Annotated in this window: 15 protein-coding genes; 10 read left to right on the top strand and 5 right to left on the bottom strand. The window is 73.7% G+C overall.

The features are described from left to right. Positions 1-106: 106 nt before the first annotated feature. The 3 genes from ACZ5D2_RS37530 to ACZ5D2_RS37520 form a co-directional block, all read right to left on the bottom strand. Positions 107-769: a response regulator gene (locus tag ACZ5D2_RS37530; RefSeq protein WP_371676074.1), complete on the bottom strand. Its 663-nt coding sequence runs from the start codon at positions 767-769 to the stop codon at positions 107-109. Next, positions 766-1,857, bottom strand: a complete 1,092-nt coding sequence (locus tag ACZ5D2_RS37525) for a sensor histidine kinase (RefSeq protein WP_468935815.1) — start codon at positions 1,855-1,857, stop codon at positions 766-768. The genes ACZ5D2_RS37530 and ACZ5D2_RS37525 overlap by 4 nt, the downstream gene beginning before the upstream one ends. Before the next feature lie 71 nt (positions 1,858-1,928). Further along, on the bottom strand, positions 1,929-2,393 hold the full coding sequence (locus ACZ5D2_RS37520; RefSeq protein ID WP_371676076.1) for a CcdC protein domain-containing protein: 465 nt from the start codon (positions 2,391-2,393) through the stop codon (positions 1,929-1,931). 199 nt (positions 2,394-2,592) lie between these two features. On the opposite strand from ACZ5D2_RS37520, the gene ACZ5D2_RS37515 reads away from it, so the two are divergent. Continuing rightward, positions 2,593-2,994 carry a VOC family protein gene (locus ACZ5D2_RS37515; RefSeq protein WP_266843348.1) on the top strand — a complete coding sequence of 134 codons (402 nt, stop codon included), beginning with the start codon at positions 2,593-2,595 and terminating at the stop codon, positions 2,992-2,994. Here the strand turns inward: ACZ5D2_RS37515 and ACZ5D2_RS37510 are convergent. Then, positions 2,925-3,659, bottom strand: coding sequence for a helix-turn-helix transcriptional regulator (locus ACZ5D2_RS37510; protein ID WP_468935810.1), 735 nt, complete (start codon positions 3,657-3,659; stop codon positions 2,925-2,927). The two genes, ACZ5D2_RS37515 and ACZ5D2_RS37510, sit on opposite strands and share 70 nt — an antisense overlap. Before the next feature lie 141 nt (positions 3,660-3,800). Continuing rightward, positions 3,801-4,916 carry a YihY/virulence factor BrkB family protein gene (locus tag ACZ5D2_RS37505; RefSeq protein WP_371676078.1) on the bottom strand — a complete coding sequence of 372 codons (1,116 nt, stop codon included), beginning with the start codon at positions 4,914-4,916 and terminating at the stop codon, positions 3,801-3,803. A 17-nt stretch (positions 4,917-4,933) separates the two neighbouring features. Here ACZ5D2_RS37505 and ACZ5D2_RS37500 point away from each other — a divergent pair, with 17 nt between their 5' ends. From ACZ5D2_RS37500 to ACZ5D2_RS37460, 9 genes are all read left to right on the top strand, one after another. Beyond that, positions 4,934-6,577, top strand: a complete 1,644-nt coding sequence (locus tag ACZ5D2_RS37500; RefSeq protein WP_468935806.1) for an acyl-CoA dehydrogenase family protein — start codon at positions 4,934-4,936, stop codon at positions 6,575-6,577. 385 nt (positions 6,578-6,962) lie between these two features. Further along, entirely contained in the window at positions 6,963-8,234 is a 1,272-nt protein-coding gene (locus tag ACZ5D2_RS37495; RefSeq protein WP_371681125.1) for a GAF domain-containing protein, read from the top strand. 26 nt (positions 8,235-8,260) lie between these two features. Continuing rightward, a complete protein-coding gene (locus ACZ5D2_RS37490; RefSeq protein WP_468935803.1) occupies positions 8,261-8,824 on the top strand; it encodes a GNAT family N-acetyltransferase in 564 nt (187 codons plus the stop codon). A gap of 373 nt (positions 8,825-9,197) precedes the next feature. Beyond that, positions 9,198-9,281 carry a putative leader peptide gene (locus ACZ5D2_RS37485; RefSeq protein WP_312847410.1) on the top strand — a complete coding sequence of 28 codons (84 nt, stop codon included), beginning with the start codon at positions 9,198-9,200 and terminating at the stop codon, positions 9,279-9,281. Between the two features lie 218 nt (positions 9,282-9,499). Then, positions 9,500-11,206, top strand: a complete 1,707-nt coding sequence (locus ACZ5D2_RS37480) for a nitrite/sulfite reductase (RefSeq protein ID WP_371676081.1) — start codon at positions 9,500-9,502, stop codon at positions 11,204-11,206. Then, positions 11,203-11,382, top strand: a complete 180-nt coding sequence (locus ACZ5D2_RS37475) for a hypothetical protein (RefSeq protein WP_266843340.1) — start codon at positions 11,203-11,205, stop codon at positions 11,380-11,382. Before ACZ5D2_RS37480 ends, ACZ5D2_RS37475 begins: the two co-directional genes overlap by 4 nt. Continuing rightward, positions 11,379-12,086, top strand: coding sequence for a phosphoadenylyl-sulfate reductase (locus ACZ5D2_RS37470; protein ID WP_468935798.1), 708 nt, complete (start codon positions 11,379-11,381; stop codon positions 12,084-12,086). The genes ACZ5D2_RS37475 and ACZ5D2_RS37470 overlap by 4 nt, the downstream gene beginning before the upstream one ends. 38 nt (positions 12,087-12,124) lie before the next feature. Further along, positions 12,125-12,670, top strand: coding sequence for an adenylyl-sulfate kinase (gene cysC / locus ACZ5D2_RS37465; protein WP_350993795.1), 546 nt, complete (start codon positions 12,125-12,127; stop codon positions 12,668-12,670). Next, positions 12,667-13,096 (top strand): phosphoadenosine phosphosulfate reductase domain-containing protein (locus ACZ5D2_RS37460; protein WP_468935796.1); only part of this gene is annotated, 430 nt, incomplete at its 3' end. The genes cysC and ACZ5D2_RS37460, both read left to right, overlap by 4 nt.

The raw sequence follows: 13,096 nt of genomic DNA, 5'->3' as shown, positions 1-13,096 counted from the left end.
CCTGTGCGGGAGCGGCACGTCGCCGCGCTCCCTGACGTGCGAAACCATAGGGCACCCCGTACGGCGCAGCCACCGATTTGTTTCGGCCGACCGCGGACTGTGGTTTTCAGGCCAGCCCGTGCCGGTAGGCGTAGCGGACGGCCTGGGCGCGGTCCCGCACGCCCGTCTTGGCGAAGAGGTTGTTGATGTGGGTCTTGACGGTGGACTCCGAGATCGTCAGCCGGCGGGCGATCTCGGGGTTCGAGTGCCCCTCGGCGATCAGGGTGAGCACCTCCCCCTCGCGGGCGGTCAGGCCGTCGGGGAGGCCGGTGGGGCGGGAGCGCTGCGACGGGCCGGACACGGCGGCCGCGACGAGGCGTTCCTGCGCGGCCCGGCCGAGACCGGTGCCGCCCTCGCGGACGGCGGCCACCGCGCGGGCGATCTCCTCGGCGTCGGCGTCCTTGGTGAGGTAGCCGCGGGCCCCGGCCTTGAGGGCGTCCATGATGGACGCGTCGTCGCTGTAGGTGGTGAGGACGACGACGGCGGTGCCGGGGTGCCGTTCGGTGATGAGCCGGGTGGCCTCGACCCCGTCGACGCGGGGCATGCGCAGGTCCATCAGCACCACGTCGGGGGCGTGTTCGGCGACGAGCCGGACGGCCTCGGCGCCGTCCGCGGCGGAGGCGAGGACCTCGATGCCGGGCAGCAGGCCGAGCAGGAGCACCAGGCCCTCGCGCACGACGGTCTGGTCGTCCACCACCAGGACGCGGGTCGGGATGCTGTCGGCGGTCACGGTGCGAGGGGTCCTTCCAGTCGGACGCGGAAACCGGTGCCGTACGGCCCGGCGTCGAGGGTGGCGCCGATGAGTTCCGCCCGCTCCGCCATGCCCACCAGTCCGAATCCGCCCCCGGAGGAGCCGAGTCCGGGCACGGGGGCGGGCCCGGTGCCCCCGGAGTCGGTGACGCAGAGCTCGTAGCGGTCGCCGGGATGGGCGAGGGTGATGTCCACGTCGGCCCCGGGGGCGTGCTTGCCCGCGTTGGTCAGGGCCTCCTGTGCGGTGCGGATCACGGCGAGGGCCGCTTCGGCGGACAGCGGGCGCGGGCCCGCGGTGACGGTGAGGGCGCACGCCGAGCCCGTCGCGAGGCGGTACTCCTCGGCGAAGGCGGCCAGCGCCTCCCCGGGCGGCGGTACGTCGCCCCGCAGCGCGGCGACGGCCCGGCGGGTCTCCTCCAGGCCGCCCTTGGCCAGCGCCCGGGCCCGGTCGACGAGCGCGGCGGCGCCCTCGTAGCGTCCGGCGGCCAGGGTCAGGCGGGCGCTCTCCAGGTGGATGAGCTGGGCGGAGAGGGAGTGGGCGAGGATGTCGTGGACCTCGCGGGCCACGTGGGCGCGCTCGGCGAGGAGCGCGCGCTGGCGCTCGGTTTCCGCGGCGGCCTTGCGGGAGCGGGCCGCGCGGACGAAGGCGTACATCCCGCAGAGACCGACGAGGTTCCACAGTTCGGAGGTGTCCCGGCCGCGCAGGAGGGTGACGGCGAGGACGGCGGCCAGTCCGGTGCCGAGCAGCAGCGCGCTGACGGCACCGCCCAGGCGTCCGGCGGCCAGGCCGCAGACGACGAAGACGAGGACGACCCAGGGCGTGGCGGGCGCCAGCAGGCCGGTCGCGCAGGCGGCGGCGAGGCCCGCGCCCAGCACCCATCCGCCGGCCGGGGTGCCGTCCGCGATCGTGGCGCCCAGGAGGATCAGGGCCAGCCCGGCGAGTCCGCAGGCGACGGCGGCGGTGCCGGGCGGCGGGAAGAGCAGGCCGTGCAGGAACCAGGCCAGGACCGCCACCAGGACGGCCACCCTGACCTGCGTGTTCGTGAGTACGGGCAGCCGGTGTGACATGTCTGCCCACTCTAGGCGGTCCCCTCCGGCTCCGGCCCGGACCGGGCCGGAGCGGGTCCGCGCGAACGGCCTCACGCCGCTGCGGGGATCCGGTGGGAACGGGCGGCCAGGGCCAGTCCCTGGGCGAGGACCCAGCCGGCCAGGGTCAGCAGCAGCGCCCCGGTGTGCGGGGTGATCCCCACGGCGTAGCCGAGCAGGGCGAGCGCGGCCCGGGCGGCGAGGGATACCGCGAACAGGGCGAGGACCGCCTTGTTGCCCTTGGCCCAGAGCTGCCCGTCGGGCTCCCGCCACACGGTCATGGCACGGCCCATCAGGAGGCCGAGCCCGAAGGCCACGCCGATCTCGGCGGCGAGCAGCACCAGGCTGAGGAGCGGGTGGGCGGGGGCGACGAGCCCGCCGCCGCTGACGCCGACGAACACCAGCACGACGGGCAGCACCCACAGACGGCCCCGGTCCTTCAGGGGCCGGCCGCCGAACCGGCGGGCCACGACGAAGACCACGACGAGGGCGATGAGCAGAACGCGTGCGATGTCCATGCCGTCCACGCTAGGAACGCGGGGGCCCGCCGTGATCGGCTCCGGGGTGGAACGCGGGTGGATCCGGGGTGGAGACGCCCTTCTCCACCCACGGGTGGAGAAGGGCGTACCCGGCGCCCCCGAGGACCTCCCGGCCCCCTCCGGAAAGATGTCCGTTTCCTTCAAGACGCCGGCCGGTGGGCCTGCCTAGCCTGCCGCTATGACTCCACGACTCGACATGATCGGCCTGGTCGTCTCCGACATGGCCGCCTCGCTCGCCTTCTACCGCCGGCTCGGCCTGGACGTGCCGGCCGACGCCGACTCGCAGCCGCACGTCGAGGCCGCCCTGCCCGGGGGCCTGCGGATCGCCTGGGACACGGAGGACGTCGTGCGCTCCTTCGACCCCTCGTGGACCCCGCCCACCGGGGGCGTCCGCCGGGAACTGGCATTCCTGTGCGATTCCCCCGCAGAGGTGGACGCGCTGTACGCCGAGCTGACGGAGGCCGGTCATCCGGGGCACCTGAAGCCCTGGGACGCCTTCTGGGGCCAGCGCTACGCGGTCGTCCTCGACCCCGACGGCTGCGGGGTCTCGCTGTTCGCCCCCTCCGACGCCGCCCGGTAGGCCCCGAGGGTGGTCCCGGCCAGCGCCCGCACCTCGCGGGCCAGGTGCGCCTGGTCGGCGTACCCGGCGGTGTGGGCCACCTCGGCCTGGGGCAGCCCGCGCCTGCTCAGGGCCAGGGCCCGCTGGAGGCGCAGCACCCGCCCCAGCGTGCGGGGCCCGTAGCCGAAGGCGTCGAGGCAGCGCCGGCGCAGCTGGCGTTCGCCGAGGCCGACGTCGTCGGCGATGCCGGCCACCGGCCGGCCCGCCCGCAGCCGGGCCGTCACCAGCGCGGGGAGCGGATCGGGCGGGCCCAGGGCGCGGGCGCGGGCCAGCGCCAGTGCTTCGAGGCCCGCGCACGGGTCCTCGTGGGCGGCGATCCGTTCGGTGAGCCGGCGCACCTCGGCGGCGGGCCACAGGTCGGCGAGTTCCACCCGCCGGTCGCGCAGCCGGTGCGCCGGTACGCCGAGCAGCGTGGGCGCGGTGCCGGGGGCGAGCCGCAGCCCGGCGAAGGCCCGGCCGGGGACCTCCCCGGCGGGGTGCGGCCCGGTGTCGGGCCCGGCCACCAGCAGTCGGCCCCCGGCCCACAGCAGGTCCATGCACCCGTCGGGCAGCACGACCCCGCCGGGTCCCCGGGCCCGCCAGACCACGGCTCCGGCGACGGCGGCCGACGGTGCTTCCTCGTACACGCCACCAGGCTATGCCGGGCCGCCCGGTGCCCGCGCCGCCCGGCCTCGTCGCACCCGGTCCCCGCGCCGCCCGGCCTCGTCGCACCCGGTCCCCGCGCGGCCCGGCGCCGCCCGGCCCGGCGCCGCCCGGCCCGGCGCGCGTCAGTGCTTGCGCAGCCGCGAGCCGTAGTCCTCGGGCGGCAGGAACTTCGACCAGCGCTCCGGGAACTCCGACGGCATCCCGGCGTCCTCGTCGTCCTCGGACTCCCCTTCGGCCAGGGCCCGCCAGGCGGCGGCCCGCGCCACCAGCTGGGCGGCCTCGGCCTCGCGGACGCGTTCGTTCGCCTCGCGCGCGGCGGCGGTGGCCACCGAGGGCCAGACCCGGTCGATGGCGGCGTTGACGGCCGCTCCGACGAGCACGGCGAAGGCCGAGATGCCGATCCACAGCAGGATCGCGACGGGCGCGGCGAGGGAGCCGTAGATGGTGGGCCCCTCGACGGTGTTGGTGAGGTAGATCCGCAGCAGGAACGAGCCCAGGACCCACATCGCGAGGGCCACGAGCGCGCCCGGCACGTCCTCGATCCACGGCGAGCGGACGGGCACGGACACGTGGTACAGGGTGGTCAGGAAGGCGATCGAGAGCAGGGTGACCGTGGGCCAGTACAGGACCGCGATCACCTCCGTGCTCCAGGGCACCAGCCGTACCACCGCGTCGGGCCCGACGACCATCAGCGGCAGCACGATCGCGCCGATCAGCAGGGCGACGACGTAGAGGAGGAAGGCGAGCAGCCGGGTCTTGACGATGCCCCGCTGTCCGTCGAGCCCGTACATGACGGTGATGGTGTCGATGAAGACGTTGACGGCGCGCGAACCGGACCACAGGGCGAAGGCGAAGCCGAGGGAGATCAGGTCGGGGCGGCCGCGGCTGGTGACGTCGTCGAGCATGGGTTTGGCGATCTCGTTGACGCCCCGGTCGGACAGGACGGTGCCGACCGCGCGCAGGATGTTCTCCTCGATGCTCTGCACGGACTGGGTGTCCGTCCAGCCGTCGACGTAGCCGAGGAGGCCGAGGAGGCCGAGGAAGAGCGGGGGGAGGGAGAGCAGGGTGAAGAAGGCCGCCTCCGCCGCGAGCCCCAGGATCCGGTACTCGACGCACGAGTTGACGGTGTCCTTGAGCAGCAGCCAGGCCATCTTCCGCTTGGAGACGTTGCGATAGAGGACGCGGGCCCGATGGAGCCGTCCCGGGATCCGCTCGGTTGTTTCTTTTGCTGGCTGCACGTCCTTACCGTATCCGCATGGCAGCCACCACCCACACAGTCAGCAACCAGGCCCCGCCGCTCGTCGGATACGAGGCCTACCTGGGCGACCGGGCCCTCACCGAGGGCGTCGAGCGCCACCTCGCGGACGTGGACGCCGGCCTCCGGGACGAGGTGCGCGAGGAGCTCACCGCGCTCGGCCGGGCGGCCGGTTCCGCGCAGGCCCAGGAGTGGGGCCGGCAGGCGAACGGGAATCCGCCGGTGCTGCGTACGCACGACCGGTACGGGCACCGGATCGACGAGGTGGAGTTCCACCCCGCGTGGCACCGCCTCCTCGGGCACGCGGTGACCTCGGGGCTCACCGACGCCTGGGGCCGGCCCGCCGGGCACCTGCGGCGGGCGGCCGGGTTCTTCCTGTGGTCGCAGGCCGAGTCGGGGCACGGCTGCCCGGTGTCGATGACGCACGCGGCGGTACCGGCGCTGCGGGCCGATCCGGAGCTGGCCGCGGAGTGGGAACCGCGGCTGACCTCGCACGTCTACGAGGAGGGGTTGCGGCCCGCCGCGCAGAAGGGCGGGGTGCTCTTCGGGATGGGGATGACGGAGAAGCAGGGCGGGAGCGACGTCCGCGCGAACACCACCGCGGCGGTGCCGCTGGACGCCTCCGGGGAGTACCTGCTGACCGGGCACAAGTGGTTCTGCTCGGCGCCGATGAGCGACGGTTTCCTGGTGCTGGCGCAGGCACCGGGCGGGCTGAGCTGCTTCCTGGTGCCGCGGGTGCTGCCGGACGGGACGCGGAACGCGTTCGCGATCCAGCGGCTGAAGGACAAGCTGGGCAACAAGTCGAACGCCTCGGGCGAGATCGAGTTCGACGGGACGTGGGCGCGGCTCGTGGGCGAGGAGGGCCGGGGGGTGCGGACCATCATCGGGATGGTCTCGGCGACCCGGCTGGACTGCGTGATCGGCTCGGCCTCGCTGATGCGGCAGGCCCTGACACAGGCCGTCCACCATACGGAGCACCGCTCTGCTTTCGGAGCACCGCTCATCGACCAGCCGCTGATGCGCAACGTCCTCGCCGACCTCGCCCTGGAGTCGGAGGCGGCGACCGTCCTCACCCTGCGCCTCGCGGCCGCGTACGACGCCGGTACGGACCGGGAGCGGGCCTTCCTGCGCCTCGCGGTGCCGACCGCCAAGTACTGGGTCACCAAGCGGTGCACGCCGATGGTCGCCGAGGCCCTGGAGTGCCTGGGCGGCAACGGCTACGTGGAGGAGTCCGTACTGCCCCGCCTGCTGCGCGAGTCCCCGGTCAACTCGATCTGGGAGGGGTCGGGCAACGTCCAGGCCCTGGACGTGCTGCGCGCGCTCCAGCGGGAGCCGCAGGCCCTGAACGCCTTCCTCCAGGAGGTCGGGCTGGCCCGGGGCGCCGACCACCGGCTGGACGCGGCGATCAGGAACCTGCTGACCGACCTGGCCGACCTCGACGGGATCGAGGCGCGGGCCCGCCGGGTGGTGGAGCGGATGGCCCTGGTGCTCCAGGGATCGCTGCTGGTGCGGTGGGCGCCGCCGGAGGTGGCCGACGCGTTCTGCGCTTCCCGGCTCGGCGGGGACCGGGGCGCGGCCTTCGGGACGCTGCCGCACACCCTGGACCTGGCATCGGTGGTGGCACGGGCGCGGATCACGGGCTGAAAGCGGTCCCCCTGGGCCGCCGTGGTCCCCAAACCACCACGACCCGAACCGCTCAGCGCCGGGATCCGGGCCCGCCACGGTGGGACCGGGGGTGGCGCCGCGCCGACTCGGCACCACCCCGCGATCCGAGAAGCCCCGAGGAAGGAGCTGCCACGCCGCTCGGCGGCGTGCCGATAGTTTCGGTCGGGTGACCGGGGCTTGGCGAGGGTTGCATACCGTTGCAACCCTGCGACCCTTCGGTGTGGAAGGTGCCCGCCGCACGTGCCTGGGGAACGGGCACGGACGGGACCGCGGGGACGCCTCCGCAGTACGTCCTGTTCAGCACGGGGAGGATCCGGTGGCCCACACCTCAGGCGGCACGGTCGACGTGGCGCGCATCGCGGCCATGGACGCGCGGGAGGCGGCGCGTCTGCTCAAGGGCGTGCGGGCCGCCGCGCTGGCCGGGGACCGCCCTCCGGCCGCGCCCCGCCCGGAGATCGCCGAGTCCTGGCGGCGCATGCTGGCCGGCGGGGTGCACCCCGACCGGGACGCCCGCTCGCGGCTGCTGTCCGCCGCCGAGACCGAGGAACGCCGGCAGGTCTCCCCGCTGCGGGAGATACTCCCGGTGCTGCGCGAGGGACTGCTGCCCGCCCTCGACGAGGCCCTGCACATCATGGTCGTCGCCGACGCCGACGGGCGGCTGCTGTGGCGGGAGGGGCACAGCACGATCCTGCGCAAGGCGGACCGGCTGGGCTTCGCGGTGGGGGCCGACTGGGACGAGGCGGTGGTCGGCACCAACGGGGTGGGCACCGCGCTCGTGGCCCGGCGGCCCGTCCAGGTGTTCTCGGCCGAGCACTTCGTCTCCAGCCACCACGACTGGACCTGCGCGGGCGCACCCGTGTCCGATCCCCGGGACGGGCGGCTGCTGGGGGTGGTCGACGTCAGCGGGCCGCTCGCCACCATGCACCCGGCGACCCTGGCCTGGGTCACCTCGGTGGCCCGGCTCGCCGAGCACGAGCTGCGGGTGCGCCACCTTGAGTCCCTGGAGCGGCTGCGGTCGGTCGCCGCCCCGCTGCTGGCCCGGCTGGCCGGGCGGGCCGTGGCCGTGGACCCGCACGGCTGGACGGCCGCCGTGACGGGGCTGGCCCCCGCCGACCGGATCCCGCTGCCGAAGGGGCTGGGGCCCGGGCGGCTGTGGATCCCGCAGCTCGGCGACTGCGTGGCGGAGCCGCTGCCCGGCGGCTGGCTGCTGCGGCTGGAGCAGCCCTGCGCGGCCGGGGCGGCGGTGAGCCGGGTCGTACTGGACCTGAGCCGGCCGCGGGCCTGGTCGGCGACCGTGTACGGGGCCGCGGGCAGCTGGTCCCAGGAGCTCACCCCGCGCCACGCGGAGCTGCTGTTCCTGCTGGCGGAGGCCCCGGCCGGGCGCACCGCCGCCGAACTCGCCGCGGAACTCTTCGGGGACCCGGCCCGCACCGTGACGGTCCGCGCCGAGCTGTCCCGGGTCCGCCGCCACCTCGCCGGGGTGCTGACCCACCGGCCGTACCGCTTCGCGGAGGACGTGGAGGTGGAGCTGATCCGCCCCGAGGACCCCGACCTGCTGCTCCCCCACTCCACCGCCCCCGCGGTGGTCCGGTCCCGCCTGGGGCACGGTGGGGGCAGGGGGACCCCCCGGCCGTGACCGGGGGGTGTGGTTCCCTGAGGCGCATGAGCACCATCACTCTGACCACCTGGTCCCTCGAAATGACCTCGCCCGAGGATCTGGTCACCGCGGCCGTCCCGGGCCCCGAGATCCGCGTGGAGCGCGCGGAGGTCCCCTCGCCGGAGTTCAGCCGCTTCCTGTACGCCTCGGTGGGCGGGGACATCCACTGGACGGACCGGCTGTCGCTGACCCGCGCCCAGTGGGTGGAGCAGCTGGACCGGCCCGGCGTGGAGACCTGGGTGGCGTACGACCGGGGCACCCCGGCCGGGTACGTGGAGCTCGACCCGCAGCCCGACGGGGTGGTGGAGATCATGTACTTCGGACTGCTCCCGGACTTCCGGGGCCGCCGCATCGGCGGACACCTTCTGTCGCTGGGAGTCGCCCGCGCCTGGGACCTCGCGGACCGCTGGCCGGAGCGGGAGCGGACCCGGCGGGTCTGGGTCCACACCTGCAGCCAGGACGGCCCGACGGCGATGGCCAACTACCAGCGCCGCGGCTTCAAGGTGTTCAGGACCGAGACCGAGGAGAAGCAGGAGACCCCGACCCCGGGCCCCTGGCCGGGCGCGTAGGCCCCCTCCGCGCACCGCACCCGCGCACCGCACCGCACCGCACCCGTATGCGGCACCCGCACGCGGCACCTCACGCCGCGCCCACCGGAGCCCGGGTCCCCGCCACGGGGACCCGGGCTCCGGCGCATCCGGGCCCGCCCCGGCCGAGCCCCGCCCCGCCCCGCCCCGCCCCGGGGTAGCGTGGAGACGATCCGGAGGCCGGATTCCGCCCCTCGTGGGGGCCGCCAGGCCGATCCCCGGAACACCCGCTCCCACCTGCGCGAAAGCCCCCTCCGGGGTGACGCCGATCACGCGGTCCCAGGATTCGGGACGACTTCGTCCGGATCGTGGACACTAGTGGACTCCTCCAATCGGCGCATGACACGCTTCCGCCATGAATGGAGCTGGAATTGCCTTGGTGAGTCGGCGGCACGTCGACCTCGGCCGCATGTCCAGCGCCATCTGTCCGGCACGCTGACGGAACCAGCCACCGCCGCACATCGCCGTAGTCCCCGCTGCCGCGGACACGTCGATCACCCGCAAGCCCCTTGAGGCCGAACACCGCCCACGCTCGCCGGCAAACCCGGCAAAAGGGCGGTAATCAGCCACACCTGCTCAGAGACTCCAGCGTGACAGGGGCGCGCCGCCGCTTCCCCCTGCCCCCGCCTTGAGCCGTTGAAGAAGGACGTACCCGTCATGGCCGCCACCCCCGAAACGCCCGCAGCCGCCCCCGCAGCCGCAGCGCGCCGCAAGACCGGCCGTCACCGCGGCGAGGGCCAGTGGGCCGTCGGACACCACACGCCCCTCAACGGCAACGAGCAGTTCAAGAAGGACGACGACGGTCTCAACGTGCGGACACGCATTGAGACGATCTACTCCAAGGCCGGCTTCGACTCGATCGACCCCAACGACCTGCGCGGCCGCATGCGCTGGTGGGGCCTCTACACCCAGCGCAAGCCCGGGATCGACGGCGGCAAGACCGCGATCCTGGAGCCGGAGGAGCTGGACGACAAGTACTTCATGCTGCGCGTCCGCATCGACGGCGGCCGGCTGACCACCGAGCAGCTCCGCGTCATCGGCGAGATCTCCGAGGAGTTCGCGCGCGGCACCGCGGACCTCACGGACCGCCAGAACGTGCAGTACCACTGGATCCGGATCGAGGACGTCCCGGAGATCTGGCGCCGCCTGGAGGCCGTCGGCCTCTCGACCACCGAGGCCTGCGGTGACACGCCCCGCGTCATCCTCGGCTCGCCCGTCGCCGGCATCGCCCAGGACGAGATCATCGACGGCACCCCCGCCATCGACGAGATCTACCGCCGCATCGTCGGCAACCCGGACTTCTCCAACCTGCCCCGCAAGTTCAAGTCGGCGGTCTCCGGCTCGCCGCTGCTCGACGTGGCGCACGAGATCAACGACATCGCCTTCGTCGGCGTGAACCACCCCGAGCACGGTCCCGGCTTCGACGTCTGGGTCGGCGGCGGCCTGTCCACCAACCCCAAGCTGGGCGTCCGTCTGGGCACCTGGGTCTCGCTCGACGAGGTCCCGGACGTCTACGAGGGCGTCATCTCGATCTTCCGCGACTACGGCTACCGGCGCCTGCGCACCCGCGCCCGCCTGAAGTTCCTCGTCGCCGACTGGGGTCCGGCCAAGTTCCGCCAGGTCCTGGAGGACGAGTACCTGAAGCGCAAGCTGACCGACGGCCCCGCACCCGAGCAGCCCAGCGGCCAGTGGCGCGACCATGTCGGCGTCCACCAGCAGCAGGACGGCAGGTTCTACGTCGGCTTCGCCCCCCGTGTCGGCCGCGTGGACGGCGCCACCCTCACCAAGATCGCCGACGTCGCCGAGCAGCACGGCTCCGGCCGCCTGCGCACCACCGCCGAGCAGAAGATGATCGTGCTCGACATCGAGGCGGACCGGGTGGACTCGGTCGTCGAGGCGCTGGAGGCGCTGGACCTGCGGGTCAAGCCGTCCCCGTTCCGCCGCGGCACCATGGCGTGCACCGGCATCGAGTTCTGCAAGCTGGCCATCGTCGAGACCAAGGCGCGCGGCGCCTCGCTCATCGACGAACTGGAGCGCCGCCTGCCGGACTTCGCCGAGCCGCTCACCATCAACATCAACGGCTGCCCGAACGCCTGCGCCCGTATCCAGGTGGCGGACATCGGTCTCAAGGGCCAGCTGGTCCTGGACGACGACGGCGAGCAGGTGGAGGGCTACCAGGTCCACCTGGGCGGCGCCCTCGGCCTGGAGGCCGGCTTCGGCCGCAAGGTCCGAGGCCTCAAGGTCACCTCGGCCGGGCTGCCGGACTACGTCGAGCGGGTCGTCACGCGCTTCCAGGAGCAGCGCGAGGACGGCGAGCGCTTCGCCGCCTGGGTGGGCCGCGCCGCCGACGAGGACCTCTCATGAGCGAGCGCGCCGCACCGTTCTACTGCCCTTACTGCGGCGACGAGGACCTGTTTCCCCACGAGACGGGTCACGGCGCCTGGGAATGCAGGGCCTGCAACCGAGCCTTCCAGCTGAAGTACCTCGGGCTGCTGGCCCGGGGTGTCCGGTCCAACACCGCTGGAGGGGACGAGATATGACCACCGTTCAAGACACCCGTCTCACGGAACTGAAGGAACTGGCCGAGCGGGCGGGCCGGGACCTGGAGGGCGCCTCCGCACTGGAGATCCTCACGTGGGCGGCGCAGACCTTCGGCGGGAAGTTCGCCGTGACCTCCTCCATGGAGGACGCGGTGGTCGCCCACCTGGCCTCCCGCGCCTTCCCCGGCGTGGACGTCGTCTTCCTGGACACGGGCTACCACTTCGAGGAGACGATCGGCACCCGCGACGCGGTGGAGGCCGTGATGGACGTCAACGTCATCACGCTGACCCCGCGGCAGACGGTGGCCGAGCAGGACGCGGAGTACGGCCCGAAGCTGCACGACCGCGACCCCGACCTGTGCTGCGCACTGCGCAAGGTCAAGCCGCTGGAAGAGGGCCTGGCCGCGTACGAGGCGTGGGCGACGGGCCTGCGCCGCGACGAGTCCCCCACCCGGGCGAACACCCCCGTGGTCGGCTGGGACGAGAAGCGGCAGAAGGTCAAGGTCTCCCCGATCGCCCGCTGGACGCAGGACGACGTGGACGCGTACGTCGCGGAACACGGTGTCCTGACCAACCCGCTGCTGATGGACGGTTACGCCTCGGTGGGCTGTGCCCCCTGCACCCGCCGGGTGGCGGAGGGCGAGGACGCGCGGGCCGGCCGGTGGGCCGGACGGGCCAAGACCGAGTGCGGACTGCACGGCTGATGACGACCACGGACAGCAGAGAACCGACGGAGAAGCAGATGAGCGTGAGCGACCAGGGCGCCACCGTGTGGCTGACCGGTCTGCCGAGCGCGGGCAAGACCACCATCGCCTACGCGCTGGCCGAGCGGCTGCGCGCCGAGGGCCACCGCGTCGAGGTCCTCGACGGCGACGAGATCCGCGAGTTCCTCTCCGCCGGCCTGGGCTTCACCCGCGAGGACCGCCACACCAACGTGCAGCGGATCGGCTTCGTCGCCGAACTCCTCGCGAGCAACGGCGTCAAGGCGCTCGTGCCGGTGATCGCGCCGTTCGCGGACAGCCGCGAGGCCGTCCGCAAGCGGCACGCCGCCGAGGGCACCTCGTACCTGGAGGTCCACGTGGCCACCCCGGTCGAGGTCTGCTCCGAGCGTGATGTGAAGGGCCTGTACGCCAAGCAGGCGGCGGGCGAGATCTCCGGTCTGACCGGCGTCGACGACCCGTACGAGGCTCCGGAATCCCCGGACCTCCGCATCGAGTCGCACACGCAGACCGTGCAGGAGTCGGCATCGGCCCTGCACGCTCTGCTCACCGAGAGGGGTCTGGCATGACGGCCACCGTCGCTCACCTGCACGAAGAGACCGACGCGCCCTACGCGCTGTCGCACCTCGACGCCCTCGAATCGGAGGCGGTGCACATCTTCCGTGAGGTGGCGGGCGAGTTCGAGAAGCCGGTGATCCTGTTCTCCGGCGGCAAGGACTCCATCGTCATGCTGCACCTGGCGCTGAAGGCGTTCGCGCCCGCGCCGGTCCCCTTCACGCTGCTGCACGTGGACACCGGCCACAACTTCCCCGAGGTCCTGGCCTACCGCGACCGCGCCGTCGCCCGGCACGGACTGCGCCTGCACGTGGCCTCCGTCCAGGAGTACATCGACGCCGGCACGCTCCGCGAGCGCCCCGACGGCGTCCGCAACCCGCTGCAGACCGTCCCGCTGACCGAGGCGATCCAGCAGCTGAAGTTCGACGCGGTCTTCGGCG

It is taken from the genome of Streptomyces sp. NPDC031479, assembly GCF_055581065.1.
Note: the sequence above shows the minus strand (reverse complement) of the source record. Positions and strands in the feature narration are given on the sequence as shown.